Genomic DNA, 26,764 nt, shown 5'->3' on the forward strand with positions numbered 1-26,764 from the left:
ACCGGGTGAATGCGCCCAGCCGCGTACCGAACGGACACTCCCATGGGTTTCATCGACGTCAACGGCGTCTCATTCTCGCTGCCCGACGGCCGGCCATTGCTCGCCGACCTCGCCTTCCGGGTGACGGACGGCGCGACCACCGCCCTCATCGGCGCGAACGGCGCGGGCAAGTCGACGCTGCTGCGCATCATCCGCGGCGAGTTGCGCCCCGACGAGGGCAGCGTGCAGGTCGATGGCGGTCTCGGCGTGATGGACCAGTTCGTCGGCACCGGGCAGACGGTGGAGGGCACGGATGCCACGGTCGCGGGCCTGCTCGTCTCGGTCGCGCCGACCCGCGTGCGAGCGGCGGCGATCGAGCTCGAGGCATCCGAGAACGCCCTCATCGAACGCGACGACACCGCAGCGCAGATGCGCTACGCGACCGCGCTCGCCGAGTACGCCGAAGCGGGCGGATACGAGCAGGAGGTCGTGTGGGACCACTGCACGATCGCGGCCCTCGGCATCCCGTTCGAGCGTGCGAAGTGGCGTGAGCTCTCGACCCTCTCGGGTGGCGAGCAGAAGCGGCTCGCGCTCGAGGCGCTGTTCCGCGGCCCCGAGCAGGTGCTGCTGCTCGACGAGCCCGACAACTCGCTCGACGTGCCGGGCAAGCGCTGGCTCGAGTCGCAATTGCGGGCCACTCCCAAGACCGTGCTGCTCGTCTCGCACGATCGCGAGCTGCTCGCTCGTGCCGCCGACCGCATCGTGACGCTCGAGCTCGGCGCGGCGGGCAACACGGCGTGGGTGCACGGCGGCAGCTTCGAGGGCTACCACCGCGCACGAGAGGAACGATTCGAGCGGCTCGACGAACTCCGCCGCCGCTGGGACGAGCAGCACGCCGCACTGAAGACCCTCGTCGCAACGCTGAAGGTCAAGGCGACGTACAACGCCGACATGGCGTCGCGGTACCACGCCGCGATGACCCGGCTGCGCAGGTTCGAAGAGGCCGGTCCGCCCGAGGAACGACCGCCCGCGCAGGCCGTCTCGATGCGACTCCGGGGTTCGCGCACCGGCAAGCGCGCGGTCGTCGGGGAGCGCCTCGAACTCACGGGCCTGATGAAGCCGTTCGACCTCGAGGTCTGGTACGGCGACCGGGTCGCGGTGCTCGGCTCGAACGGTTCGGGCAAGTCGCACTTCCTGCGCCTGCTCGCGGGCGGCGGCACCGAGCCCGATCGTACGCTCGGGCACATCACGACCATCGGCGAGACGCTCGCACGGGTGCCGCACACGGGCAGGGCGGTGCTCGGCGCGCGGGTCGTGCCCGGCTGGTTCGCGCAGAACCACGAGCATCCCGAGTATCGCGGTCGCGCCCTGCTCGACATCCTGCATCGCGGTGATGCGAACCGTGACGGCATGGCACGGGAGGCGGCAAGTTCCGCCCTCGATCGGTATGGGCTCGTGGCATCCGCTCAGCAGACCTTCGACTCGCTCTCGGGCGGCCAGCAGGCGCGCTTGCAGATTCTGCTGCTGGAGCTCTCGGGCGCAACACTGCTACTGCTCGACGAACCGACCGACAACCTCGACCTGGTCTCGGCCGAGGCGCTCGAACACGGGCTCTCGCGCTTCGACGGCACGGTACTCGCGGTCACGCACGATCGCTGGTTCACTCGCGGGTTCGATCGGTTCCTCGTGTTCGGCGGCGACGGCGAGGTCTACGAGTCGGATGCCCCGGTGTGGGACGAGAAGCGCGTCGCGCGGGCCCGTTAGGGCGCGGGTTCGAGACGTCGATCATCCTCAACCGGCGAAGTGCCGGTTGGGTAGGGTTGAGTGGTGACTCAGGAGATCGAGATCGGCCGCTCCAAGCGGGGCCAGCGCGTCTACGCATTCGATGACATCGCGATCGTGCCGAGTCGGCGCACCCGCGACCCCGAAGACGTCTCGGTCGGCTGGTCGATCGACGCCTACCAATTCGACATCCCGTTCCTCGCGGCGCCGATGGACTCCGTCGTCTCGCCGCAGACCGCGATCATGATGGGGCAGCTCGGCGGTCTCGGCGTGCTCGACCTCGAGGGTCTCTGGACCCGCTACGAAGAACCCGAGCCGGTGCTCGCCGAGATCCGCAATCTCACGCCCGAGCACGCGACCGCGCGCATGCAGCAGCTCTACTCCGAGCCGATCAAGCCTGAGCTCGTCACGGCACGTCTCGCCGAGATCCGCGCCGCGGGCGTCACCGTCGCCGGTGCGCTCTCGCCCCAGCGCACGCAAGAGCTCTACGAGACCGTCGTCGCCGCCGGCGTCGACCTGTTCGTCATTCGCGGCACGACGGTGTCGGCCGAGCACGTCTCGAAGAATCAAGAGCCGCTGAACCTCAAGAAGTTCATCTACGAGCTCGACGTGCCCGTGATCGTCGGCGGTGCAGCCACCTACACGGCAGCCCTGCACCTGATGCGCACCGGGGCTGCGGGTGTGCTCGTCGGCTTCGGCGGGGGAGCGGCCTCGACGACCCGAGCGACGCTCGGCATCCACGCACCCATGGCCACGGCGGTCGCGGATGTCGCAGGCGCGCGCCGCGACTACCTCGACGAGTCCGGTGGCCGCTACGTGCACGTCATCGCCGACGGCGGCGTCGGCAAGTCGGGCGACATCGTCAAGGCGATCGCATGCGGCGCCGACGCGGTCATGCTGGGAACGGCGCTCGCGCGGGCGACGGATGCCCCGGGCGGCGGATACCACTGGGGCGCCGAAGCGCACCACCCCAAGCTCCCGCGCGGGCAGCGCGTGCACGTCGGCCAGGTCGCCCCGCTCGAAGAGGTGCTCTACGGGCCGGCACCGTCGGCCGACGGCGTCACGAACCTCATCGGGGCGCTCCGCCGCTCGATGGCGACGACCGGGTACTCCGACCTGAAGGAGTTCCAGCGCGTCGAGGTCGTCGTCGCGCCGTATCAAGGGCTGTAACCGAACCGGGTGGCTCCGAGGCGAGTTTCGAGACGGCACTGGCGCACCGCCTCAACCCGCGGTGCCAACGTGTCTCGCTTCGGGTAGCGTGGAAACGGATCACGCGGCCCGGCCGTGAGGCCGCGGGGATGGGGTGCACGATGGCAACTCAGAAGTCGGCGAGGCTCAAGTCGGTGACGCGTTCGACCAAGCTCGGACCAGAGGAGAGAATGGCCGCGATCGCGCGGCTGAAGGAGAAAGAGCTCGACGTCCTCGTGGTCGGCGGCGGCATCGTCGGCACCGGAGCGGCGCTCGACGCCGTGACGCGAGGGCTCTCGACCGGGATGCTCGAAGCTCGTGACTGGGCGTCGGGCACTTCGAGTCGATCGTCGAAGCTCGTGCACGGCGGCATCCGCTATCTCGAACAGCTCGACTTCCGGCTCGTGCGCGAGGCGCTCATCGAACGCGGCCTGCTGCTGCAGCGCATCGCGCCGCACCTCGTCAAGCCCGTGCGGTTCCTCTACCCCGTGCAGAAGCGCATCTTCGAGCGCTTGTACGTCGGTGCGGGCATGCTGCTCTACGACATCTTCAGCTACACCGGAGGGCGGCCACCCGGGGTGCCTCACCACCGGCACCTGTCGAAGCGGCAGGTGCTGCGGGCGATCCCGTCGCTCTCGAAGGACGCACTCGTCGGCGGACTTACGTATTACGACGCGCAGGTCGACGACGCCCGCTACGTGGCGAGTCTCGCGCGTACTGCCTCGTTCTACGGCGCGCACGTTGCGAGTCGTGTCAAGGTCGACGGCTTCATCAAGGTCGGCGAACGGGTCGTCGGCGTGAAGGCGCACGACCTCGAGACCGACGAGCACTTCGAGGTGCGGGCCAAGCAGGTCGTGAACGCCACCGGCGTGTGGACCGACGACACGCAGCGCATGGTCGGCGAGCGCGGCACGTTCAAGGTGCGCGCCTCGAAGGGCGTGCACCTCGTCGTGCCCCGCGACCGCATCCAGTCGGCGATGGGCATGATCTTCCGCACCGAGAAGAGCGTGCTGTTCGTGATTCCGTGGGGGAGGCACTGGCTCATCGGCACGACCGACACCGACTGGAACCTCGACAAAGCCCACCCTGCGGCGACCGCGGCCGACATCGACTACCTGCTCGAGCATGTGAACGCCGTGCTCGGCATCCCGCTCACGAGAGAAGACGTCGAGGGCGTCTACGCGGGCCTCCGGCCCTTGCTCGCCGGGGAGAGCGACCAGACCTCGAAGCTCTCGCGTGAGCACCTCGTCGCGCACACCGTGCCCGGCCTCGTCGTCATCGCAGGTGGAAAGTTCACGACCTACCGCGTCATGGCGAAGGACGCGATCGACGCCGCCGCCGACGCGCTCGACGACAAGGTGCCGAAGTCGACGACGCAAGACATTCCGCTCCTCGGGGCCGAGGGCTACCAAGCCGCGTGGAACAAGCGCGGCAAGATCGCCCGTGCGTTCGGCGTGCACGAGGTGCGCATCGAGCACCTGCTGAACCGCTACGGCACGATGACCGACGAGTTGCTCGACCTGATCCGCGATGACGCCGCGCTCGGCGAACCGCTGCCGGGGGCCGATGACTACCTCGGCGCCGAGGTCGTGTACGCGGCTTCGCATGAGGGCGCCCTGCACCTCGACGACGTGCTCGCCCGGCGCACCCGCATCTCGATCGAGGCGTGGGATCGCGGAGTCTCGGCTGCGCCCGTTGCTGCACGGCTGATGGGCGAGGTGCTCGGCTGGGACACGGCTCGCCAGTCGCTCGAGGTCGAGCGCTACCTCGAGCGGGTCGCTGCAGAGCGCGCCTCGCAGGAGCAGCCCGACGACGAGTCGGCCGACCGTGTGCGGCTCGAGGCGCCCGACATCGTGAAGGTGGATTGAGCGCTCAGAACGCTCCAAGCTGCCGGGGCAGATCTCGACGACGTGCCCGCTGTCGGTGCTGAGGGCGCAGAGGCCGTGCGCCTGGGCGCTTGGGCGTCGAGAGGTGTGGACGTCGATAGACTAGGGACGATCCCGCTCGACCCGGAGGTGACCGCGCCATGATCGACGTCCGCCGGGTGGCGCTCCCCGGAGTCGGCGTGCTCCACTCGTTCACGACCGATGACGGCGTCGAGGTGTCGGTGGTCGCGCACCGAACGGGTGCCAGTGACCTCATGACGCGACCGGCCGGAAGCGGCGAGGATCATCCGGCCACGACCGTGCGGCTGAGCGACGACGAGGCACGCGTGGTCGCCGAACTCCTCGGCGGCACGAGCATCGTGACGTCGATTTCCGAACTCGACGAGCTGCCGGGCGTGCCCATGGACTGGTTCGTCGTCGACGCCGACGACGCTGTGCGCGGCCGTCCGCTCGGCGAGTTCGATCGACCCGGTGAGGTCGTGATCGCTGCGGTCGTGCGCGACGACCACGCCTATCCGACGCCGTCCGACGACTTCGTCACCCAGGTCGGCGACACCATCGTCGCCATCGGGCCGAAGGAGCGCGTCGACGCCGCATTCAGCGCGTTCCGCCACGGAGCGGCGCCACTCGAGCGCGGCGAGGACCCCAGCGCCTGATGCTCCACATGATGCTGCGCCCACGGTGGGTGCTCGCACTGCTCCTCGCCCTCGGCATCGCCGCGGCCTTCGCACTGCTCGGCCAGTGGCAGCTCGAGCGTGCGGTCGAGCAGTCGGTCGTGGTCGAGCGGCCCACCGAAGAAGTGCGACCGTTCGCCGGCGTCGCCGAGCCCGACCAACCGACCGAGCAAGCCGCGACCGCCCAGATCGTCGAGGTGACAGGCACCGTCGTACCGGGTGACACGGTGATCGTCGAAGGGCGACTGAACGACGGCGTCGCGGGCTTCTGGCCGGTCGTGCATCTCGAGGTGACGGATGGCACGCCGGGCGGGTTGCCCGTCGCGCTCGGTTGGGCGGCCGACGAGAAGACCGCTCGTGAGGCGGCCGATCGGTTCGAGGCCGGCCTCGACTCCCTCGAACCCATCACACTCGTCGGGCGGTTCCTGCCGAGCGAAGCGCCGATCGCCCCCGACGACGAAGCCGACCCGTTCTCGATGCAGGCCGTCGCTGTCGCGCAGTTCATCAACGTGTGGGCGGATTTCGACGACCGGCCCGTCTACTTCGGCTACATCACCGCAGCCGAGCCGGTCGCCGGACTCGAAGCCATCGTCTCTCCGCCGCCCGAGCAGGAGGCGGAGCTGAACTGGCTCAACATCTTCTATGCCGCGGAGTGGGTCGTCTTCGCCGGCTTCGCGATCTACCTCTGGTACCGCCTCGTGCGCGATGCCGTCGAGCGGGAGCGAGACGAGCAGGCCGAGGCCGCGGCATCCGTCGATCGCACGCCCAGTGACGCCACGTAGACTGGTGCCATGCCGCTCGAGCCGAAATCTGCCGATCTGCCGCGCATTCGCGGGGCGCTGAAGTTCTACCAGGTGGCCTCGGTCATCACGGGTGTCATGCTGCTGTTGCTGTGCGCCGAGATGATCCTGAAGTACGTGTTCCACCTCGAGCTCTTCGCGTTCGGCGATCAGGGCGTGCTCGCGTTCACCCCGGTGATCGAGACGGCGGCCGGGCTCGAATCGACCGGCACGGGTGTGAACCTGTCGACCGGCATCCTCATCGCCCACGGCTGGTTCTACGTCGTCTACCTCTTCAGCGACTTCCGCCTCTGGAGCCTCATGCGCTGGCCGTTCAGCCGGTTCATCATCATCGCGCTCGGCGGCGTCGTGCCGTTCCTCTCGTTCTTCCTCGAGGCGCGCATCGGGCGCGAGGTGCGTGGCTACCTCGACGCCCGCGAGGTCCGCGAGGCCGATGCGGCCGATGCGACTCCGTCCGTGGCGAGATCCGACACCCCCGACACTTCCAACCCCGTGGAGGCCCAGCAGTGACAGATCAGCCCACCGAGCAGCGGCCGGTGCTCGTCGTCGACTTCGGAGCGCAGTACGCGCAACTCATCGCTCGGCGGGTGCGCGAGGCATCCGTCTATTCCGAGATCGTGCCGCACACCATCACCGCCGCTGAGGTCGCGGCCAAGAACCCCATCGGCATCGTGCTGTCCGGCGGGCCGTCGTCGGTCTACGAAGAAGGTGCGCCCGCGCTCGACGAGGGCATCCTGCAGCTCGGCGTGCCGACGCTCGGTATCTGCTACGGCTTCCAGGTGATGGCCAAGCAGCTCGGCGGCGAGGTCGCGCACACCGGTCTCCGCGAGTACGGCGCGACGGCCGCCACGCTGACGGCGTTCCCTGAGCCCGTCGAAGGGGCCGAGGTCAACGTTCTGCTCGAAGGTCAGCCCGCCGGGCAGACCGTGTGGATGAGCCACGGCGACTCGGTCTCGCGCGCTCCCGAGGGCTTCGAGGTGCTCGCCTCGACGGAGTCGACACCGGTCGCCGCGTTCGCGAACGATGAGAAGCGCTTCTACGGGGTGCAGTGGCACCCAGAGGTCAAGCACTCCCAGTACGGGCAGCAGGTCATCGAGAACTTCCTGCACCGCGCTGCCGGGATCCCGGCCGACTGGAACTCGGGCAACGTCATCGCCGAGCAGGTCGCCCGCATCCGCGAGCAGGTCGGCTCGGCTCGCGTGATCTCCGCGCTCTCGGGCGGCGTCGATTCGGCCGTGTCGACCGCGCTCGTGCAGGAGGCGGTCGGCGACCAGTTGACCGCGGTCTTCGTCGACCACGGGCTGCTTCGCCAGGGCGAGCGCGAGCAAGTGCAGAACGACTACGTGGCCGCGACCGGCGTGCGTCTCATCACGGTCGACGCCGCCGACGTCTTCCTCGACGCGCTCGCGGGGGTCACCGACCCCGAGGAGAAGCGAAAGATCATCGGCCGGGAGTTCATCCGCGCGTTCGAGCAGGCCGAGCACGACCTCGTCGCCGAGGCCGCCGCCGACGGACAACCGATCAAGTTCCTCGTGCAGGGCACGCTCTACCCCGACGTCGTCGAATCGGGCGGCGGCACGGGCACTGCGAACATCAAGAGCCACCACAACGTCGGCGGCCTGCCCGAAGACCTGCAGTTCGAGCTCGTCGAGCCGCTGCGCACCCTCTTCAAAGACGAGGTGCGTGCGATCGGGCGCGAGCTCGGCCTGCCCGAGGCGATCGTCGGTCGTCAGCCGTTTCCGGGGCCCGGCCTCGGCATCCGCATCGTGGGCGAGGTCACCCGTGATCGTCTCGATCTGCTCCGCGCGGCGGATGCGATCGCCCGTGCCGAACTGACCGCCGCGGGCCTCGACGAGCAGATCTGGCAGTGCCCCGTCGTGCTGCTCGCCGACGTGCGGTCGGTGGGCGTGCAGGGCGACGGCCGCACCTACGGCCACCCCATCGTGCTGCGGCCCGTCTCGTCGGAAGACGCGATGACCGCTGACTGGACTCGGTTGCCCTACGACGTGCTCGCTCGCATCAGCAACCGCATCACGAATGAGGTGGCCGAGGTCAACCGGGTCGTGCTCGACATCACGTCGAAGCCGCCGGGCACCATCGAATGGGAATGATGCTGCGGCGGCCCGATGCGAGCCGTGCGTCGTTCCAAACGCTCGGCCGCTGATGGCGACGGCCGGGAGGCGGATCTCCCTCCGGGTCGCGCGTGAGGTCGGCCGCCCCGCGAACGAGGTCTGGGCGGTGGTTGCCGACTACGGCAACGACCCGCTCTGGCGCGCCGGCGTTGCGACGATGGACCCCGACCCTTCGGGAGTTGTCGGGGTCGGCACCACGACGCGAGAGGTCATGCGATTCGCGGGCACGACCTTTCGCAACGGCGGCATCGTGAGGACCGTGGAGCACGGGCGGTCGTTCACGTGGCGGACGACCTCGGGCATCGATGCGGAGGGAGGGCGGTCCGTCGAGCCGATCGACGGGCTGCGCTGCGTGTTCACGTTCCACGTGCACATCCGGCCCCGCGGCGTGGAGCGCTGGTTCGCCCTGCCTTTGCGGTGGATGCTCGCGCGTGCGATCCGGGCGGACATCCGGCGACTGGAACGGCTCGTGTGCGACTGAGGTCGGACCCCGCGAAGTGCCCCCCGCGTCGGCCCTCATGCCCGTATCATCGGGCGTAACTCACTCGAGCAGCAGTCGACGGATGGCACGGCGGTGCGACTCGACGTCGAGCGGCTCGCCCTTCCTGGTCGTGAGCTGGTGCAGGAGCACGCCGTCCGAGTAGTCCGCGAGCCAGCGCGCTCGCTCTTCTGCGCGGTCGACGCCCGCGGCGTCGACCAAGGCGCGCGCCACGTCCACGAATCGACGGTGTCCTGCGACGACGGCATCGGGCTCCGACAGTGCGAGCACCAGACGGGCACGCGTGAGGTCCGCCTGTTCGGTGACGAACGCGGCGAGGGTGGCCACGAGGCGGTCGGCGAGGGCGTCGGCGTCGGCCGGGGGCGGCAGCTGCGCGCCGACGGACCAGAGCTCGAGGTCGCGCTGCTCGAGGCGCTCGACTGCAGCCGCCACGAGCGCCGCACGCGTGCGGTAGTAGTTCGAGGCGGTGCCTGCGGGGGAACCGGATGCCGTGTCGACGGCGCGGTGCGTGAGTCCCTTCATGCCGGTTGCGGCGACGACATCGAGGGCGGCGTCGGCGACGAGAATGCGGCGGTCCATAGCGCGAGTGTACCGAGCCGACTACAAAAGTAGTGTCAATACTATTTTTGTAGTAGCGTGGCGCGCATGACTCGCATCCGCATCCGCATCGTCGGCGGCGGAATCGCCGGGCTCGCCCTCGCAGCTTCGCTCGACCCCGACCGCTTCGACGTCACGCTCGTCGAGCAACGCACCGAGCTGGCCGGCATCCGCACCAGCTTGGCGATGTGGCCCCAGGCCGTCGACGCGCTCGAGTCGATCGGCATCGCCGACGGGCTGCGTCGCTCGAGCCCATCCATCGACCGGTTCCCGTTGCGCAGCTCCGCCGGACGCACCTGGACGGAGCTGCCGACGCCCGTGGCAGTGCTCGTCGCCCGCCATGACCTGCTCGCCGCGCTCGACGCGGCCGTCCCGGCATCCGTCGTTCGCACCACCGAGCGCGTCGACAGCGTGGTTGCGGCGGCCCACGAGCTCGTCGTCGGGGCCGACGGCGTGCACAGCGTCGTGCGGCGCTCGGGCTGGGGCAGTCGAGCGGATGCCTCGCTGACGCCGTACCTCGCGGTGCGGGGTGTCATGCCGGACTCCGCACCGGCCGAGGCGATGGGCGAGTACTGGGGTCGCGGTCGCCTCTACGGCGTCGGGCCGCACCGTTCGGGCACCAACTGGTATGCCGCGTTCCGCTCCGACCTCGGGCCGCGCCGCATCGATGTCGCCGCCGCGCTCGAGCTCGCGCGGCAGGGTCTCGACGAGCTCGCCCCGGGCCTCGCCGACGTGCTCGCTTCGGCTGCGCCCGAGGCCACCCTCGTGCAGCGCGTCTGGACGGTTCCGCGCCTGCGTTCGTACGTGAACGGACGACTCGTGCTCGTCGGAGACGCGGCCCACGCCATGACGCCGAATCTCGGTCGAGGTGCATGCGAGGCGCTCCTCGACGCCGTCACACTCGGGCGGCTGCTCGGGCAGCTGCCGGTCGACGAGGCGCTGAACGCGTACGACCGGGCTCGCGTTCGATCGTCGCAGCGTCTGCGTGCGGCATCCGGAGCGCTCATGCATCTCGCGCTCGCCGAACGCGCCCAGCCCCTGCGCGATCGCGTGCTGGCGTTCGCCGGCAGCCGCGCCACGAGTCGCACCACGCCGCACCGTCGGGACGCGAGCATCGTCGGCTGAGCACGAGTGGACGGAAACACGAACGGCCGCCCGAGGGCGGCCGTTCGATGGAGCTGGTGCGGGTTGCGCGTCAGTCGCCCGATTGGGCGATCGCGAGCATGCGCAGGATCTCGAGGTACAGCCAGATGACCGTGACCATGATGCCGAAGACACCCGACCATTCGTACTTCTTCGGGGCGCGGTTGCGCACGCCCTGCTGGATGAAGTCGAAGTCGAGCACGAGCGAGTACGCCGCCATGATGACGACGAGCACGCCGAGGATCAAGCCGAGCGGGATGCCGAAGACCGGAACCGAACGGAGGCCGAATGCGTCGTCGGTCGCGCCGAAGATCATGAGGCCGAAGTTCACGAGCGAGAAGACCCCGTAGCCGACCATCGCGATGAGGAAGATCTTCGTCGCCTTCTTCGACGCGCGGATCTTGCCCGAGGCGAAGAGTGCGAGCGTCACGCCCACGACGACGAGCGTCGCGATGACCGCCTGTGCGACGATGCCGCCGCCGAACGCCGTCTCATACCACGACGAGATGCCGCCGACGAAGACGCCCTGCACGCCCGCGTAAGCGAGAATGAGGCCCGGTGACGGCTCCTTCTTGAAGATGTTGACGAGGGCGAGCACGAAGCCGACGATGCCGGCGCCGATCCAGAGGAACGGCACGGCCTCGGTCGTGACCCAGCCGAGCGCGGCACCGACGAGAAGCAGGCCGAACGAGACGGCCGCCTTCTGGATCGTGGTGTCGACCGCCATGGTCTCGCCGGCGGGCGGGGTGGCGGGCTGGTTGTACATCTCTTGCAGCTGCTGCGCGGAGATGTCTGGCGCGGCGGCCACGCCTCCCTTGGCGGAGAACGCGGAGTTCCGCGCGAAGGCGGGGTTGTCGAGAGCCATGGGTTTCCTCTGCTTTCGGCTGTGATCTTGCTCGGGCGGCGGCTGCACGTGGCATCCGTTGCCAGAACAAACCTACCCGAGTTACCCGTGACAACGCCTTGAGTTCTCGCGGAATTCCCGCGGTTTTCGTCGCGTGCCCTGACTACGCTGGATCGCATGCTGCACGACGAGACTCCGCGCCCTCTCGTGATCGGTCACCGTGGCGCACCGGGCTACCGCCCAGAGCACACTCGCTCGGCCTACGAACTCGCCTTCGCGCTCGGCGCCGACGCGGTCGAGCCCGACATCGTCGCGACGCGCGACGGCGTGCTGGTGCTGCGACACGAGAACGAGATCTCGGGCACCACGGATGTCGCGAGCCGCCCTGAATTCGCCGGTCGCCGCACCACGCGCGAGATCGACGGCACGGCCCTCACCGGCTGGTTCACTGAAGACTTCACGTGGGCCGAACTCGCCACACTGCGTGCGCGGGAGCGCCTCGGCTCGCTCCGTCAGGCGAGCGCGAGCTTCGACGGACGATTCCCGATCATCCGGCTGCGCGAACTCTTCGAGATCATCGACCTCGCCGCGGGGGAGCAGCGGCGGCTGCTGCGGATGGTCGCCGAGTTCAAGCACGCCGCGCATTTCGATGCGCTGGGGCTCCCGCTCGACGAGCTCTTCGCCGCCGAGCTCGACGCGGCCGGCTGGGGCCGCGGCGATGAGCGGCTCATCATGGAGGCGTTCGAACCGACACTGCTCGACCGGCTCGGGGCACGCGGCATCCGGGGCAAGCGGGTGTTCCTCATCGAGGGCGCGAGTGCGCCGTGGGATCTCGTGCTCGAGCAGGGCCGAGCTGCGCCCCGCTACGACTCGTTCGTGACCGAGGCTGGACTGCTGGGACTCACCGGGAGATTCGACGGGGTGAGCGTCGGCAAGGCGCGGCTCGTCGGCGGGGCTCGCGTGAAGCGGGCAGCGGATGCCTCGAGCCAGCCGCTCACGGGGGCCGACCTCGTCGATGCGGCGCACGCCGCGGGCCTCGAGATCTACACCTGGACCTTGCGCCCCGAGAACCGCTTCCTGTCGGCTCCGTTCCGGCGCGGCACCGCCCGTGCGGCCTACGGCGATTGGCTCGGCGAGTTCGTCGAGGTCATGCGCATGGGTGTCGACGGGGTGTTCGTCGACCAGCCCGACCTCGGGCTCGAGGCACGTCGGGCTGCGACCCTCTGACGGTTCACCACGCCTCGACGAGCTCGATGCCCTCCGTGTCGATCGCCGCACGGAACCGATCGTCGCGGAGCAGCGCGAGCTCCCACGCGCGGACGATGCCGTCGGGGCCTGCGACGGCGTGCTCGGGCGCGGGGTGCATGAAGATCTCGCTCGTGCCCTCGGGCAGTGCCCCGAGGATGCGGAGGTAGCCGTCGAGGAGTGCGTCGTAACCGCCGAGTTGTGCCGCCGAGCTGCGGTTCGTCGCGATCGCTGCGGGAATCGGCACGCTGAGTGCGTCAGCGGCAGCCACCGCCGTGGCGTGCGCCGCCGCCGTTTCGGCGGGAAGGGCGCTGCCGATGTAGAGCGTCGGGTCGCGCGGGAGCCGGAATCCCAGTCGGTGGCGCGCCGCGAGTTCGAGGGCCTCGCCCGTGAACGAGCGTCCGGTGAGTCCGTAGAGCGTGCCGGCATGCGAGTCGAGGGCGAGCGGTCGGATGCCCCAGTCGAGCAACCGCTGGAGTTGTGCGCCGAGCTCGGCGGCGACCTCGCCGGGGTCGGCCCGGGTGCCCACCTCTTCGGGATCGAACGGCAGCATGCCGTCGTCCGAGACGAGCGATGCGGCGGCTTCGATCGGCCGCCATCCGGCGAGGCCGCGTTCGCTCGAGAGTGTCGCGTGCAGCCGAGGCGTGACGCCGGCGTGGGCGACGGCGCTCGCCGCGGCCCCGGCTCCGGGCGCGACGACGATGACCGTCGCCGCGGTGATGGCGCCCTCGGCGGCGAGACGTGCGATCTCCACTGCGCTCTCGGGCTCACGCCCGAGGTCGTCGGCGGTGAGCACGAGTCGGCGCGTCATTGCGCCGTCTCGTCGTCGGCAGCGGCGGTGCGCACCGACTCGAGGGTCGTCGCGCCGTCGGCCTCGGCTTCGGTGAGGCCATCGGGCACCCGGATGAACCGGGCGAGGATCGCCCCGACCACGCAGAGGAGGAACGGGTACACGCAGAGATAGAAGCGGAACGCGACATCCGGTTGGCTGCCGGGGTCGTCACCCGAGTTGTAGCCGAAGAAGATGCCGAGCGAGGCGAGTGCGAGGCCCGTGATGATGCCGTTGAGCCGACCGAAGAAACCGAACGCCGAGAGGAAGAGTCCCTCGCGGTGCTGACCGTGCCGACGGGCGTCGTCGTCGAGCACGCGAGCCACGATGAGATCGTTCGTGGCGAGCATGCCCGAGTAGCCGGCGCCGACGAGGAGGCCGGCGAGCAGGGCGGTGACGAGGTCGACCGCGAAGAAGAGCGGGATGAAGCTGATCGCGAGGATGAAGAATGCGAGTCGCCAGGTGAACGCCGCGCCCTTGCGGCGGATCACGCGCGTCCACACCACGAGGCCGCCTGCCGAGCAGAGGATGACGGTGGCCTGCAGGTAGAGCGCATTCGCGACGGGCAGGCCGAGGGAGTAGCGCACGAACAGCTGGAGTCCGGCGAGCACGAGCGCCATCGCGCTCGCGTAGCACGCGCCCGCGACCCCGATCGACCAGAACTTCGGATTGCGGATGATCGTGAGGAGCGTCGCGAAGAAGCGCGGCCGCGCGCCCTCGGCGTAACGGGGGTTCTCCTTCGCGCTGAACGCCATGAACAGGATGACCGCCGTGGCGATCGCTCCGTAGATGATCGCGGTCGTGGTGAAGCCGACCGTCGTGTCTTCGGTGCCGAACACCTGCGTCGTCAGCAGCGGCGTGATCGCGAGCGAGATCACGAGGGCGACGAGCTGGAAGCCCTGCCGAAGCGAGTTCGCGACGGCTCGCTTGCGCTCGCGCGGGAAGAGCTCGGGAAGCAAGGCGCCGTAGTTCGCGTTCAGCATCGAGTCGAACGCCTCGCAGAGGATCGCAAAGATCGCGAACCAGAGCACGAGCCCGAGTCCCTCGAGCGAGTCGGGCGCGGAGAAGAAGGCGATCATGCTCGCGGCGAGGAGCGGTGCGCCGATGACGAGCCACGGCCGGCGGCGGCCCCAGCGGGTGCGGGTGCGGTCGGAGAGGAAGCCGAGCACCGGGTTGTCGACGGCGTCGATGACGGCGTAGACGATCATGACTCCCGCATACACGCGCACGTCGAGGCCGAGGATGTCGACGTAGTAGAGGATCATCGACCCCTTGATCATGTTGATCGGGATCGAGGTGCCGAACATGCCGATGGCATATCGCCATGGGGCGGTGGCAGGAGGAGGTGTCGTCTCAGCGCGTTCGGTCATCGTCGTCCTTCGCTCGGGCTGCGCAAATGTTACGACATTCTGAGGAGGTTCGTCGATGGGCCGCCGCCTCCCACGGCGTCGGAACGGCCGTCGCGTGGGCGCACCGCGAGGGGCGATGTCGGCGGTCGCGCTTAGACTTGAGGGGATATGACGCTGATCCTCGACCCCGACGAACCGGCCGGCTGGCGCGAGGCCCAGCCCGCGACATCCGAGGGCCACTCCGGCTCCCGACTGACCGACGGGCTGAACCCCGAACAGCGCGAGGCCGTCGAGTACCGCGGGCCCGCGCTGCTCATCGTCGCGGGCGCAGGCTCGGGCAAGACGCGCGTGCTCACGCACCGCATCGCGAGCCTCATCGAGAGCCGCGAGGCGTGGCCGAGCCAGATCCTCGCGATCACGTTCACGAACAAGGCCGCGGCCGAGATGCGCGAGCGCGTCCAGGCGCTGCTCGGCGAAAGCGCGTCGGGCATGTGGATCTCGACCTTCCACTCCGCGTGCGTGCGCATCCTGCGCCGCGAGGCCGAGTCGATCGGCATGTCGTCGACGTTCACGATCTACGACTCAGCCGACCAGCGCACGATCCTCAAGCGCATCATCAAAGAACTCGCGGCCGACACCATGGGCTTCACCCCCGCGAGTGCGCAGGCCAAGATCTCGAAGCTGAAGAACGAGCTCGCCGACGCAGACACCCACGCGCGCAACGCGAACATGAACGACCCGCAAGAGGCCATGTTCGTCGAGATCTTCCGCCAGTACACGCGGCGGCTGCGAGCAGCGAGCGCCCTCGACTTCGATGACCTCATCGCCGAGACGGTCTACCTCTTCCGTGCCTTCCCGAAGGTCGCGGCGCTCTACCAGCGCCGCTTCCGGCACATCCTCGTCGACGAGTACCAAGACACGAACCACGCGCAGTACTCGCTCATCCACGAGCTGACCCGGCCCGTCGCGCGCGAGCTCGTCGAAGAACTCGACGAGCACGGCATCCTGGTGCGAGGGCTCACGGATGCCTCGGGGTCGATCCCCGGCGCGAGCCTCACGGTCGTCGGCGACTCCGACCAGTCGATCTACGCCTTCCGCGGCGCCGATATCCGCAACATCTCGGAGTTCGAACGCGACTTCCCCGGCGCGAAGGTCGTGCTGCTCGAGCAGAACTACCGCTCGACCCAGAACATCCTCTCCGCGGCGAACGCCGTGATCGCCAACAACTTCGACCGCAAAGAGAAGAAGCTCTGGACGGCCGACGGCGATGGCGCGCAGATCACGGGCTACACGGGCTACACCGCGCACGACGAGGCGCAGTTCATCGCCGACGAGATCGAGTCGCTGCACCGCGAGGGCGTCGCCTATCGCGACATCGCCGTCTTCTACCGCACCAACGCGCAGACCCGCGCGTTGGAAGAGATCTTCGTGCGATCGGCAGTGCCGTACCGCGTCGTCGGCGGCACGAAGTTCTATGAGCGCGCCGAGATCAAAGACGCGATGGCCTACCTCATCGCGGTTGCCAACCCCGTCGACGAGCTCGCACTCCGCCGCATCCTGAACACCCCGAAGCGCGGCATCGGTCCGGCCACCGAGACGGCGCTCGCCTCGTTCGCCGAGCAGAACGAACTGACGTTCCGGCAGGCGATGCGCGCGGTCGACGGGCTCGGCCTCGGTCCGAAGGTGACCGGGGCGATCGCGGCGCTCGCGAAGGTGCTCGACGAGGCCGCCGCGATGCTCGTGCCCTCGGCAGAGGGCATCGCCGCCGGCACGAACGTGGGTGCGGCGAAGGTCTCCGACGTGCTCGTGTACCTCATGGAGCATTCGGGCTTGCTCGACGCGCTCCGCAACAGCCGCGACCCGCAAGACGAGACCCGCGCCGAGAACGTCGAAGAGCTCGTCGCGCAGACGCGCGACTTCGACCGCGAGAACCCCGGGGCCACGCTCGTCGACTTCCTCACGCAGGTCTCGCTCGTGGCTGCGGCCGACGAGCTCGACGACGCATCCGGCACCGTCTCGCTCATGACGCTGCACACGGCGAAGGGCCTCGAATACCACGCGGTGTTCCTCACCGGCATCGAAGAGGGCCTGCTGCCGCACCAGATGTCGGCCTCCGAACCGGGTGGGCCCGCTGAAGAACGACGGCTCTTCTACGTGGGGATCACGCGTGCCCGCAAGCGGCTCTACCTCTCGCTCGCGATGAGCCGGGCGCAGTTCGGCGAGGTCGCGGTGGCGATGCCGTCGCGCTATCTGCAGGAGATCCCCGAGGGCCTCATCGACTGGCGCCAGTCGCCGGGCATGGCGACGTCGCGCGGGGGCACGCAGCCGCGCGCGCTCAACGCCCGTCGCGGTGCTCCTGGCGGAGCATGGGGCACGCGCGACCGCGACCTCGAGCGGTTCAGCGTCACCAGGGCCGACAAGCCGAAGACCGAGTGGGCCAATCGGGTCACCGGCACGGTGCGCGACAACGGCGACCTCACGCTCGAAGCCGGAGACCGCATCCGCCACGTCGACTTCGGCGAGGGCAAGGTCACCCAGGTCACGGGCGAGGGCACGAAGCGCATCGCGCACGTCAGTTTCGACACCGCCGGGCAGAAGAAGCTCCTCATCAAGATCGCGCCCATCGAGAAGCTCTAGCAATGGGCGAACCGCTCGACTCGACGCGACCCGAAGGGCTCGTCGCGCGACTGCGGTCGCTGCGCGCACTCGACCTCGAGGTGGCGCTCCGGGCGGCCCTCGCGGCGGGCATCCCGCTCACGGTGCTCGTCGTACTCGGCCGCGTCGATCTCGCCGCGTACGCGGCATTCGGCGGCATGACCGCGATCTTCGGGCGCAACGAGCCGTACCGCACGCGGTTGCGCACGGTCACGGCCGCAGGGGCGGTGCAGCTCAGTGCGGTGGGCGTCGGCATCCTGCTGTCGGTCGCCGAGGCGCCGCTCGCAGTCGAGGCCGCCGCGCTCGCCGCGGTGATCGCCCTCGTGATCGTGCTCTTCAATACGCTCGGGGTAACGCCGTCGGGGCCGTTGTTCGCGGTCTTCGCTGTGCTCGTCTGCGCGGCCCAGCCCGTCGACGACGGCAGCGGATGGCTCCGCTGGGGCGTCGCTGCGGCCGCGGCGGCGTTCGCGTGGTTGCTTGCGATGTCGGGATGGCTCCTCCGCCGCGCCGTGCGCACCCGCGGGGAGGCGATCTTCAAGTCGCTGCCTCGCACGGCGCCGGTTCGGGTGCGGGCGTACGCCGACCCTCGGGTGTGGCTGAACGTGGTGCAGAGTGTCGTCGCGGCCCTCGTCGCCGGCGGCATCGCCGTGTTGCTCGGCATCGGCCACCCGTACTGGGCGGTGGTCAGCGCCGTCGCCGTGATTCCTCCGGCGAGATCCGCCCACACCGTGCAGCGCGCGTGGCATCGGGTCATCGGCACGGCCGTCGGCGTCGGCGTCGCCGGGCTCGTACTCTGGCCCGATCCGCCGATCTGGGTGCTCGTCATCGTCATTGCGATCTGCCAGTTCGCCGCCGAGATCCTCGTGGGTCGGCATTACGGGGCTGCGCTCGTCTTCGTCACGCCGCTCGCACTCGTGGTCGCGAGCCTGGCCGGCTCGACGTCGCTGCCGGTGCTGCTCGGTGACCGATTGATCGAGACCGTCGTCGGCGCGGCCATCGGCGTCGTGGCGGTGCTCCTCGCCCGAGGCTTCGTCGAGCGCGTGCCGATGCCGCCGCCGACCGCCGCCACACCGAGCATCCGACCGATGGAGGAACCATGACCTGGCCGACCCGCGCCCGACGCACCGTGTACGAGAACCCGTGGATCACCGTCACCGAAGACGAGGTCGTGCGTCCCGACGGTCGCGACGGCATCTACGGGGTCGTCGAACTCAGGAACGACGCCGTGTTCGTCGTCGCGATGACCGACGACGACGAGGTGCTCCTCGTCACGATCGACCGGCACACGGTCGGCGAATCCATCGAGGTGCCGGCGGGTGGCACCGACGGTGAGAGCCCGCTCTCGGCCGCACGCCGAGAGCTGCTCGAGGAGACCGGCCACGAAGCAGCCGAGTGGCGCGAGATCGGGCGCATGACCGCACTGAACGGCATCTGCCGCGCCGACGAGATCGTCTACCTCGCGACCGGGCTGCGCCACGCGGCATCCGTCACTGAGTCTCAGGCCGAAGAGGGAATCAGCCGCCTGCAGGCGGTGCCGTGGCGCGAGGCCGTGCGCATGGTGCGCGACGGCGAGATCACCGACGGCGAGACCGTCGCGGCCCTCTTCTACGCGGCAGCGGCGCTCGGCCGCATCGGCTGATCGGCGTCACGGCGTTCGGCGTGTTCCCATCTCGGCTCGTACTCGGAGCGAGCTGCCATCGTGTCGCATTCCGACGCACGCACCACGACCTGAGGAGCCCGCCGCCGGTTCGGCCGCGCCGAACGGGGGGAGTAGCATGGAAGATGGCCCACTTATCTTGACGTCGAGATTCTTCGGGGCGTCGGGCCGACACCCACCAGCCACTGTGCGCTTTCGCGCGTGCGGACCGATTGGAAGTAGAGCGTGGATCTTTACGAGTACCAGGCCAGAGACCTGTTCGAGCGATACGGGGTCCCGGTGCTCCCGGGCATCGTCGCCGACACCCCCGATGAAGTGCGTGCGGCGGCCGAGCAGCTCGGCGGCGTCGTAGTCGTCAAGGCCCAGGTGAAGACCGGTGGCCGCGGCAAGGCCGGCGGCGTCAAGGTCGCGAAGACCCCCGACGAGGCCTACGAGGCCGCGAAGGCGATTCTCGGCCTCGACATCAAGGGTCACGTCGTCAAGCGCGTCATGGTCGCCGGTGGCGCACGCATCGCGCAGGAGTTCTACTTCTCCGTGCTGCTCGACCGGGCCAACCGCTCCTACCTCTCGCTCACGAGCGTCGAGGGCGGCATGGAGATCGAGGTGCTCGCCGTCGAGAAGCCCGAGGCGCTCGCTCGCGTCGAGGTCGACCCGATCGCCGGCATCGACGGCGCGAAGGCCCGCGAGATCGCGGTCGCCGCGAACTTCCCGGCCGAGCTCGTCGACAAGGTCGCCGACGTCTTCGTGAAGCTCTACGAGGTCTACAAGGGCGAAGACGCGACCCTCGTCGAGGTCAACCCGCTGATCCTCGACGAAGAGGGCAACATCGTCGCGCTCGACGGCAAGGTCACGCTCGACGAGAACGCCGAGTTCCGTCACGCCGGCCACGCCCTGCTCGAAGACAAAGACGCCGCAGACCCGCTCGAGGCCGCCGCGAAGGCGCTCGACCTCAACTACGTCAAGCTCGACGGCGAGGTCGGCATCATCGGCAACGGCGCGGGCCTCGTCATGTCGACGCTCGACGTCGTCGCCTACGCGGGCGAGAACCACGGCGGCGTCAAGCCCGCCAACTTCCTCGACATCGGCGGCGGCGCCTCGGCAGAGGTCATGGCCAACGGCCTCGGCATCATCCTCGGCGACCCGCAGGTCAAGAGCGTCTTCGTGAACGTCTTCGGCGGCATCACCGCGTGCGACGAGGTCGCGAAGGGCATCGTCGGCGCGCTCGCCGAGCTCGGCTCCACGGCGAACAAGCCGCTCGTCGTGCGTCTCGACGGCAACAACGTCGTCGAGGGTCGCCGCATCCTCGAGGAGGCGGCGCACCCGCTCGTCACCCTCGCCGAGAACATGGACCAGGGCGCCGACAAGGCCGCCGAGCTGGCGAACGCCGCGTAGTTAGGGAATCGAAGAATGACTATCTTCCTCAACAAGGACTCCAAGGTCATCGTCCAGGGCATCACCGGCGGCGAAGGCTCCAAGCACACGGCGCGTATGCTCGCGGCGGGCACCCAAGTGGTCGGCGGAGTGAACGCCCGCAAGGCCGGCACCACGGTGCTGCACGCCGACAAAGACGGCAACTCGGTCGAGCTGCCCGTCTTCGCCACGGTCGCCGAGGCCATCGCACAGACGGGGGCGGATGTCTCCATCGCCTTCGTTCCCCCGGCCTTCACGAAAGACGCCGTGGTCGAGGCCATCGACGCCGAGATCCCGCTCCTCGTGATCATCACCGAGGGTGTTCCCGTCGGCGATTCGGCCGAGTTCTGGGCGTACGCCAAAGAGAAGGGCAACACGACTCGCATCATCGGGCCGAACTGCCCCGGCATCATCAGCCCCGGTGAGTCCCTGGTCGGCATCACCCCGGCGAACATCACCGGCAAGGGGCCGATCGGCCTCGTGTCCAAGTCGGGCACGCTGACCTACCAGATGATGTACGAGCTGCGCGACCTCGGCTTCTCGACCGCCATCGGCATCGGCGGCGACCCGATCATCGGCACGACGCACATCGATGCGCTCGCCGCGTTCGAGGCCGACCCCGAGACGAAGGCGATCGTGATGATCGGCGAGATCGGTGGCGACGCCGAAGAGCGGGCGGCCGAGTTCATCAAGTCGAACGTCACGAAGCCGGTCGTCGGCTACGTCGCCGGCTTCACGGCTCCCGAGGGCAAGACGATGGGCCACGCCGGCGCCATCGTCTCCGGCTCTGCCGGTACCGCTCAGGCGAAGAAGGAGGCCCTCGAGGCAGCCGGTGTCAAGGTCGGCAAGACGCCGAGCGAGACCGCCGCGCTGCTCCGCGAGGTGTACGCCGCGCTCTAGACACTTCCGCTCGACGAACGGCCCCGCAGGCTTCGACCTGCGGGGCCGTTTCGGTCGGCGGGCGGATGTCGGTTGGGACTCGTGCCATGAACGAACGACTCGTCATCACCTCTCACGTCAACCCACCCGATGCGTGATGGTCGTGAGCGAGTGTCCTGGCACTTCGAGGACGAACTCCTGAGACCGAGCTTCTATTCGCACCGACCGAGGCTGGTCGGCGCCATTCCAGACGAGGACGACCAGCGAGCCGGCTGGGGTGCGAAAGGCGATCTGCCGCAGGTCCGTCTCATCCGACGACGATTCCACCCGCACGGAACCGGGCGGCACCGCCGAGCCGGCGTGCGCGAGAACGTAGTACTCGGCATTGCGGGTCACCGTGCCGTCATCGGCGATGGTCACGACGCCGGAGCACGACTCACAGCCGCCTCGATGCGGCCCGTTCTGCTCGTTCAGAGCCAGGTTCCACGTGAGCACGCCCGTCGCCTGATTCTCGAGCGCACCGACGAGCAGGTTCGTCGACTGCCACGAGAACGTGTCAGCGAAGACCTTCTCGGGGGCATCACCTGGCGCGCCCGACCCTGAACACTCGGTCACCCAGATCTCATGTCGCTGAACTGCTCCCAGAACTGCAATTGCGCCGAGGCATCCCCGAAGTAGCAGTGGTAGGCGATGCCGTCGATCCATTCGGCGGCTGTCGTGCGCAAGAGGTCGGCGGGATACTGAGAAGCCGGGTCCTCTCCTTCGGGAGTCGAGGCGGCGTCGGCCGGACTCAACGTCCAGTTGTGGTCGTATCCGAGAATGCCGGTGTCGAGCCCGGCGTCGGCCAGCGCCGGGCCGAGCCGCTCGATCAGCTTCGCCTCCTGCCAGACGGGCATGTCGGTGCCGGGGTAGCCGTCGGGATGGCGCAACTGCGGCTCGTTCTGCACCGTGAGCAGACTGATGTCGAGACCGGCATCGCGGTATGCCTCGACGAATCGCACCAGATACTCCGTGTACGTGTCGTAGGCCCGGTCCTCGTCGATGAGACGACCTCCCTCGAGCGAACCGCTCGTCTTGAGCCATGCCGGCGGGCTCCACGGCGATGCGATCAAGCGTATGTCCGGGTTGATGGCGAGCACTTCCAGCAGGACCGGGATCATGGACGCTCGGTCGGGTGCGATGTCGAAGCCGTCGAGCGACCAGTCCGTCTCGCCCGGCGGGAGATCATCGAAGGTGAACGCGTCACCTGCGACGAAGTCCGAGGCGCCGATCGGCAGACGCAGCACCGTCAGCCGCACCGGCCCTTGCGGCGAGAACAACTCGTCGATCAGCGCCGCCCGCACAGCCTCCGGAATCTGTGCGAGCAGGTCTGCGGAGGCATGGGTCATCGCAGCCCCGAATCCGCGGATCTCCTGTGCTGTCGTGGCTGAATCGACGCGGATATCCGGCGGCTCGTTGCCGGCCGACGAGGTGACTTCCACGCTGATCTCCTGGAGTCGCTGACCGCCGTTCGCGCTCGTCGTCACTGCGACCGGTCGACTGCGCTCCGGTGCACTCGACTCCGCACTCTCTGTGCCTCCCGTCGGTGGTGATGCGGTGGAGGTCGCGATCGTGATGACCACGACGGCCACGAGTCCGGCGACGACCAGACCCGCGATGACCCACCCGACCTTCCGCTGGTGGAGCCAGTCGGCACCAGGTCGTCGCGTGCTGATCATCTGTGCTCCTCTCGCGGGCGGTGAGGACGAGGTGGGCCCGGCAGCGCCGGACCCATCTCGTGTGCAGGCGAGTGCTCAGCCGGCTTGCCGTTGCAGTGCGAACGATTGAGCCGGATCGTCGGCGTTGCAGGAACGCTGCACGATCCGGGCACCGTCGTCGCGCACTCCGCCGTCGACCGCCAGGCAGCGGCCGCTGTGCACGGCCACGAACTGGTAGTTGCCGTCGCCGATGCGACGAAGCTCGAACTGCTGGTGGCGATCCCTCGTCCACTTCCCGAGCTCCGCCGGCGCTCCGTTCGCCCTCGATGCGTCCGCGATCTCGAGCGTCAGGGGTGCGTTCACGTTCCTGATGCGATAGACATCGCGCTTCACCTTCGTCAGCGTCCACTCCGCGTTCGCCTGCGGTGCGGGGCAGGACCATTGCTGCACCGGGGTGCCGACGGCCGTGCCGTGGTCCACCGCATCCAGGCAGGCTCCCGAGCCCTCGTTGACGATCGTGTAGACCGCCCGGGTCGAGATGCCGGAGGCTTCCTCCTTGTCCGCCGACCTCACCTTCACTGCGTCATCGAGACGGATGTCCTGTGAGGACGAACCGACCAGGATGTCGAGCGTGCCGCGTGGCGTGACCCAGGCGTCGGTGTACGAATCCCAATACGAGAAGGACTCCCGTGACAGGTCGATCGTGACCTCCTCCGACTCGCCCGGCTCCAGGTACACGCTGGCGTATCCCGCCAGTTGTTTCGGTGCCGACTGGACGACGTTCGTCGGCAGAGCCCCGACGTACACCTGCGGTGACTCGGTTCCCGCCGTGTCGCCTGTGTTGGTGACGGTGAAGGTGGCCGAGACGCGTGCGTTGCCACGCGATTTCGTTTTCAGGTCGGAGTACTCGAACGTGGTGTACGACAAGCCGTGCCCGAACGGATACTTCGGCGCGATGCCGAACTCCTCGTATCCCCGGTAGCCGACGAAGACACCCTCGGTGTAATACGAGTCGACTCCGATGCCTGGATACTGCTCGGGTGTCGAAATCGGCGTCTCACCCTCTGAGACGGGGAACGTGACCGGCAGCTTGCCCGACGGTGACACCTCACCGAAGAGGATCCTCGCCATCGCCGCCCCTTGATTCTGACCGCCGAACCACGCCTCGAGGATGGCGGGGACGCCGTCTTCCCACTCGACCGTGGTCGGGCCACCGGTCGTCAACACGACGACGGTGTTCGGATTGGCCGCCTTGACCGCGTCGATGAGTGCCTCCTGCCCGCTGGGCAGTCCGATGTCGGCCTTGTCACCGCCCTCCGACGAGTAGTCCCTGACGACGACGACCGCAACGTCGGATTCAGCTGCCAGGGCCGCTGCCTCCGTCGCCTTCGGGTCGACCAGACCCGCCGGCTTCGTCCAGCCCAGCTTCATGCGCGGACCCAGATCGCCGGTGGCACCGCTCGCGTCGTGGGTCGCGGTGACGGTGTAGTCCTGCCCCCCGACCAGATCGAGCGTCACCGTGTCCGTGGTGAGCGCTGTCGTCGTCGTCTCGAGAATCGTCGCGCCGTCCAGGGTCACCGATGCTTCGCCTGCCGCGACGAGTTCCAGTTCGTATCTGCCGGAGGCAGGCGGGGTCAGTGTCGATGAGTACGACGTCGCGGCGATGCCACCACCCGGAAGCGTCGGCAGCAGCGGCGATTGCGCGTTGAACCCTTCGAAGTAGAAGAACCCGCCGTTGATCGAGATGTCCTGCAGGGTCTCCTGGTCGATGACGTTTCCGCCCGCGTCGTACACGATCACGTCGGCGCCCGGACTGCCATTCGAGCTTCGGAGGTAGTCCGACGGAATGGCGTCCATGCCGGGCAGGAGCGTCGAGGAGGTGACGAAGTCGGTACCACGCGCCAACGAGACGGTGGCCCCCGGCACCATGTCGCGAATGCCCTGCAGCGGAGAGATCGTCGAGGTAGGAATCTGGATCAGTGAGCTGCCACCGCCGGCGGTGACGTTGTCCGCGTCAGCGCCGATCACCGCAACGGAGTCGATCGCTGACGAATCGAGCGGAAGGATTCCGTCGTTCTTCAGCAGCACCATGCCGTCCTCGGCGATCCGCTGCGATTCGAGCGCATGGCCTGCCTCATCGAACGGTTGCTCGACCGGAGGCGTATCGAACAGTCCGATGCGGAACATGGCGGTCAGGATGCGCAGTACCGCCACATCGATCTCCGACTCGGCCACCTCGCCGCTCAGCACTGCGTCCTCGAGCGCGAGGAAGAATCCGAAGCTCGGCTGTTCCTGATCGAGGCCGGCGCGGAACGCCGGAACCGAGCTGTGGGTCGCGCCGTAGTCGCTCATCACGAAACCTCGGAAGCCGATCTGGTCGTGCAGGATGCCATTCAACAGTTCGGAGTTCTCACAGGCGTAGATGAAGTTGATCTTGTTGAACGAGCACATCGCCGTGGCGGGGTCGCTTCCCTTGACGCCGATATCGAACGGCCGGATGTAGATCTCCTGCAGCGCCCGTTCGCCCACAATGGCATTCCCGCCGCTCAGGCGATCCTCCTCTTGGTTGTACGCCGCGTAGTGCTTGATGTCACCGGCGACATTGTGGGACTGGATGGCGCTGAGCTGCGCCGCCGCGAGCGTTCCCGACAGCAGAGGGTCTTCGCCGTAGCCTTCGAAGCCACGACCTGCGACGCCGACTCGCGCCATGTCGACTGCGGTGCCGAGTGAGACGTTGTGACCGGTCTTGAAGGCTTCGTCGCCCATCACGTCGCCGTACGCCGCCGCATCGGCGACGTCGAACGTGGCGGCCAGCGCGATGGGGGCCGGCAATGCCGTTGAACGCTTGCCGTTCACGTTCGGGTTGGCGATTCGGATTCCGGCGGGGCCGTCGGCCATGGTGAGCGCGGGAATTCCGAGACGCTCGATGGGAGCATTGTAGAAACCGTAGAAGTTGTTCAGTTCGCCCTCGAGCATGTCGATCTTCTCGTCGAGCGTCATCTGTTCCAGCAGCGCCTGGGCGCGCGCCTCGGGAGAATCCACTGGGGCGCCGAGTGCCGCTCCCGAGCCTGAGACGACGGCCACTGCGGCGACGAGGGCCCCAGCGGCGATGAGTGCGATCGAGGTCGTGCTCGATCTCCGTTGATCGATGTGGATGCGCATGTCCGTTTCCTCATCACGAGGTGTTGCGAGATGCGAGCAGAGATTCCCGGGCTCGGAGCCGCGCCCGCCGTTCCTGTGGTGCCGTGATCGCTGCCATGTGGGGCATCGCGGTCGATGGCACGGAGCCTCCCTTCTCGAAAGTCGGGCGCATGTCACGGGACCGTGATCGGCGCGAGCCGTACTTATTAGCGAGGGGGATGACTTCACACGATCCGATTCGGATCGCGGTCGCGCTTCGATGAATTCGGGAGAGCGTTAAGGGCATTGTAGATCCACCCTCGACAGCCGCAAGCCCCCATTTCCAACGGCATCGCGACGGCGCGGCGGCGACGCAATTCGTCAGCAACGCGGCCCGCG

The 26,764-nt window shown here is 68.6% G+C and carries 22 protein-coding genes; 15 read left to right on the top strand and 7 right to left on the bottom strand.

Features of this window, described 5'->3' with window-relative positions:
• Positions 1-42 precede the first annotated feature (42 nt).
• From AC1C2S_RS13240 to AC1C2S_RS13275, 8 genes are all read left to right on the top strand, one after another.
• A complete protein-coding gene (locus tag AC1C2S_RS13240; protein WP_495352981.1) occupies positions 43-1,743 on the top strand; it encodes an ABC-F family ATP-binding cassette domain-containing protein in 1,701 nt (566 codons plus the stop codon).
• Between the two features lie 63 nt (positions 1,744-1,806).
• Positions 1,807-2,931, top strand: coding sequence for a GuaB3 family IMP dehydrogenase-related protein (locus tag AC1C2S_RS13245; protein ID WP_495352982.1), 1,125 nt, complete (start codon positions 1,807-1,809; stop codon positions 2,929-2,931).
• A 140-nt stretch (positions 2,932-3,071) separates the two neighbouring features.
• On the top strand, positions 3,072-4,817 hold the full coding sequence (locus AC1C2S_RS13250) for a glycerol-3-phosphate dehydrogenase/oxidase (protein ID WP_495352983.1): 1,746 nt from the start codon (positions 3,072-3,074) through the stop codon (positions 4,815-4,817).
• A 158-nt stretch (positions 4,818-4,975) separates the two neighbouring features.
• Positions 4,976-5,491 carry a cation:proton antiporter regulatory subunit gene (locus AC1C2S_RS13255; RefSeq protein WP_495352984.1) on the top strand — a complete coding sequence of 172 codons (516 nt, stop codon included), beginning with the start codon at positions 4,976-4,978 and terminating at the stop codon, positions 5,489-5,491.
• Between the two features lie 11 nt (positions 5,492-5,502).
• Positions 5,503-6,291 carry an SURF1 family cytochrome oxidase biogenesis protein gene (locus tag AC1C2S_RS13260; RefSeq protein ID WP_495352985.1) on the top strand — a complete coding sequence of 263 codons (789 nt, stop codon included), beginning with the start codon at positions 5,503-5,505 and terminating at the stop codon, positions 6,289-6,291.
• A 9-nt stretch (positions 6,292-6,300) separates the two neighbouring features.
• Complete coding sequence (locus AC1C2S_RS13265) at positions 6,301-6,819, top strand: DUF3817 domain-containing protein (protein ID WP_495352986.1); 519 nt, start codon at positions 6,301-6,303, stop codon at positions 6,817-6,819.
• On the top strand, positions 6,816-8,420 hold the full coding sequence (gene guaA, locus AC1C2S_RS13270; protein WP_495352987.1) for a glutamine-hydrolyzing GMP synthase: 1,605 nt from the start codon (positions 6,816-6,818) through the stop codon (positions 8,418-8,420). Before AC1C2S_RS13265 ends, guaA begins: the two co-directional genes overlap by 4 nt.
• 52 nt (positions 8,421-8,472) lie before the next feature.
• Positions 8,473-8,922 (top strand): SRPBCC family protein, encoded by a 450-nt coding sequence (locus tag AC1C2S_RS13275; RefSeq protein ID WP_495352988.1) that lies wholly within the window; start codon positions 8,473-8,475, stop codon positions 8,920-8,922.
• Positions 8,923-8,982: 60 nt separating this feature from the next.
• Here AC1C2S_RS13275 and AC1C2S_RS13280 read toward each other — a convergent pair whose 3' ends face one another.
• On the bottom strand, positions 8,983-9,519 hold the full coding sequence (locus tag AC1C2S_RS13280; RefSeq protein ID WP_495352989.1) for a TetR/AcrR family transcriptional regulator: 537 nt from the start codon (positions 9,517-9,519) through the stop codon (positions 8,983-8,985).
• Positions 9,520-9,585: 66 nt separating this feature from the next.
• Here AC1C2S_RS13280 and AC1C2S_RS13285 point away from each other — a divergent pair, with 66 nt between their 5' ends.
• The gene (locus tag AC1C2S_RS13285; RefSeq protein WP_495352990.1) at positions 9,586-10,662 is read left to right on the top strand and encodes an FAD-dependent monooxygenase; all 1,077 of its coding nucleotides are present in this window, start codon (positions 9,586-9,588) and stop codon (positions 10,660-10,662) included.
• Between the two features lie 70 nt (positions 10,663-10,732).
• Here the strand turns inward: AC1C2S_RS13285 and AC1C2S_RS13290 are convergent, their stop codons facing one another.
• The gene (locus AC1C2S_RS13290; protein ID WP_495352991.1) at positions 10,733-11,545 is read right to left on the bottom strand and encodes a Bax inhibitor-1/YccA family protein; all 813 of its coding nucleotides are present in this window, start codon (positions 11,543-11,545) and stop codon (positions 10,733-10,735) included.
• A 156-nt stretch (positions 11,546-11,701) separates the two neighbouring features.
• On the opposite strand from AC1C2S_RS13290, the gene AC1C2S_RS13295 reads away from it, so the two are divergent.
• Positions 11,702-12,751 (top strand): glycerophosphodiester phosphodiesterase family protein, encoded by a 1,050-nt coding sequence (locus AC1C2S_RS13295; RefSeq protein ID WP_495352992.1) that lies wholly within the window; start codon positions 11,702-11,704, stop codon positions 12,749-12,751.
• Positions 12,752-12,755: 4 nt separating this feature from the next.
• On the opposite strand, the gene AC1C2S_RS13300 is transcribed toward AC1C2S_RS13295, so the two are convergent.
• A complete protein-coding gene (locus AC1C2S_RS13300; RefSeq protein WP_495352993.1) occupies positions 12,756-13,580 on the bottom strand; it encodes a ChbG/HpnK family deacetylase in 825 nt (274 codons plus the stop codon).
• Positions 13,577-14,968 (bottom strand): MFS transporter, encoded by a 1,392-nt coding sequence (locus tag AC1C2S_RS13305; RefSeq protein ID WP_495352994.1) that lies wholly within the window; start codon positions 14,966-14,968, stop codon positions 13,577-13,579. The genes AC1C2S_RS13300 and AC1C2S_RS13305 overlap by 4 nt, the downstream gene beginning before the upstream one ends.
• A 147-nt stretch (positions 14,969-15,115) precedes the next feature.
• Here AC1C2S_RS13305 and AC1C2S_RS13310 point away from each other — a divergent pair, with 147 nt between their 5' ends.
• From AC1C2S_RS13310 to sucD, 5 genes are all read left to right on the top strand, one after another.
• Positions 15,116-17,584, top strand: a complete 2,469-nt coding sequence (locus tag AC1C2S_RS13310) for an ATP-dependent helicase (protein WP_495352995.1) — start codon at positions 15,116-15,118, stop codon at positions 17,582-17,584.
• Between the two features lie 2 nt (positions 17,585-17,586).
• Entirely contained in the window at positions 17,587-18,702 is a 1,116-nt protein-coding gene (locus tag AC1C2S_RS13315; RefSeq protein WP_495352996.1) for an FUSC family protein, read from the top strand.
• The gene (locus AC1C2S_RS13320) at positions 18,699-19,241 is read left to right on the top strand and encodes an NUDIX domain-containing protein (RefSeq protein WP_495352997.1); all 543 of its coding nucleotides are present in this window, start codon (positions 18,699-18,701) and stop codon (positions 19,239-19,241) included. Before AC1C2S_RS13315 ends, AC1C2S_RS13320 begins: the two co-directional genes overlap by 4 nt.
• 243 nt (positions 19,242-19,484) lie before the next feature.
• Positions 19,485-20,651, top strand: a complete 1,167-nt coding sequence (gene sucC / locus AC1C2S_RS13325) for an ADP-forming succinate--CoA ligase subunit beta (RefSeq protein ID WP_495352998.1) — start codon at positions 19,485-19,487, stop codon at positions 20,649-20,651.
• 15 nt (positions 20,652-20,666) lie between these two features.
• A complete protein-coding gene (gene sucD / locus AC1C2S_RS13330; RefSeq protein WP_495352999.1) occupies positions 20,667-21,569 on the top strand; it encodes a succinate--CoA ligase subunit alpha in 903 nt (300 codons plus the stop codon).
• A 117-nt stretch (positions 21,570-21,686) separates the two neighbouring features.
• Here the strand turns inward: sucD and AC1C2S_RS13335 are convergent, their stop codons facing one another.
• The 3 genes from AC1C2S_RS13335 to AC1C2S_RS13345 all read right to left on the bottom strand — a co-directional run bounded on the left by AC1C2S_RS13335 (position 21,687) and on the right by AC1C2S_RS13345 (position 26,407).
• Positions 21,687-22,163, bottom strand: coding sequence for a glycoside hydrolase family 30 beta sandwich domain-containing protein (locus tag AC1C2S_RS13335; protein ID WP_495353000.1), 477 nt, complete (start codon positions 22,161-22,163; stop codon positions 21,687-21,689).
• A complete protein-coding gene (locus AC1C2S_RS13340; protein WP_495353001.1) occupies positions 22,160-23,266 on the bottom strand; it encodes a glycoside hydrolase family 30 protein in 1,107 nt (368 codons plus the stop codon). The genes AC1C2S_RS13335 and AC1C2S_RS13340 overlap by 4 nt, the downstream gene beginning before the upstream one ends.
• Before the next feature lie 75 nt (positions 23,267-23,341).
• Positions 23,342-26,407, bottom strand: coding sequence for a glycoside hydrolase family 3 C-terminal domain-containing protein (locus AC1C2S_RS13345; RefSeq protein ID WP_495353002.1), 3,066 nt, complete (start codon positions 26,405-26,407; stop codon positions 23,342-23,344).
• Between the last annotated feature and the right edge of the window lie 357 nt (positions 26,408-26,764).

This window comes from Agromyces sp. Y782 (genome assembly GCF_059445405.1).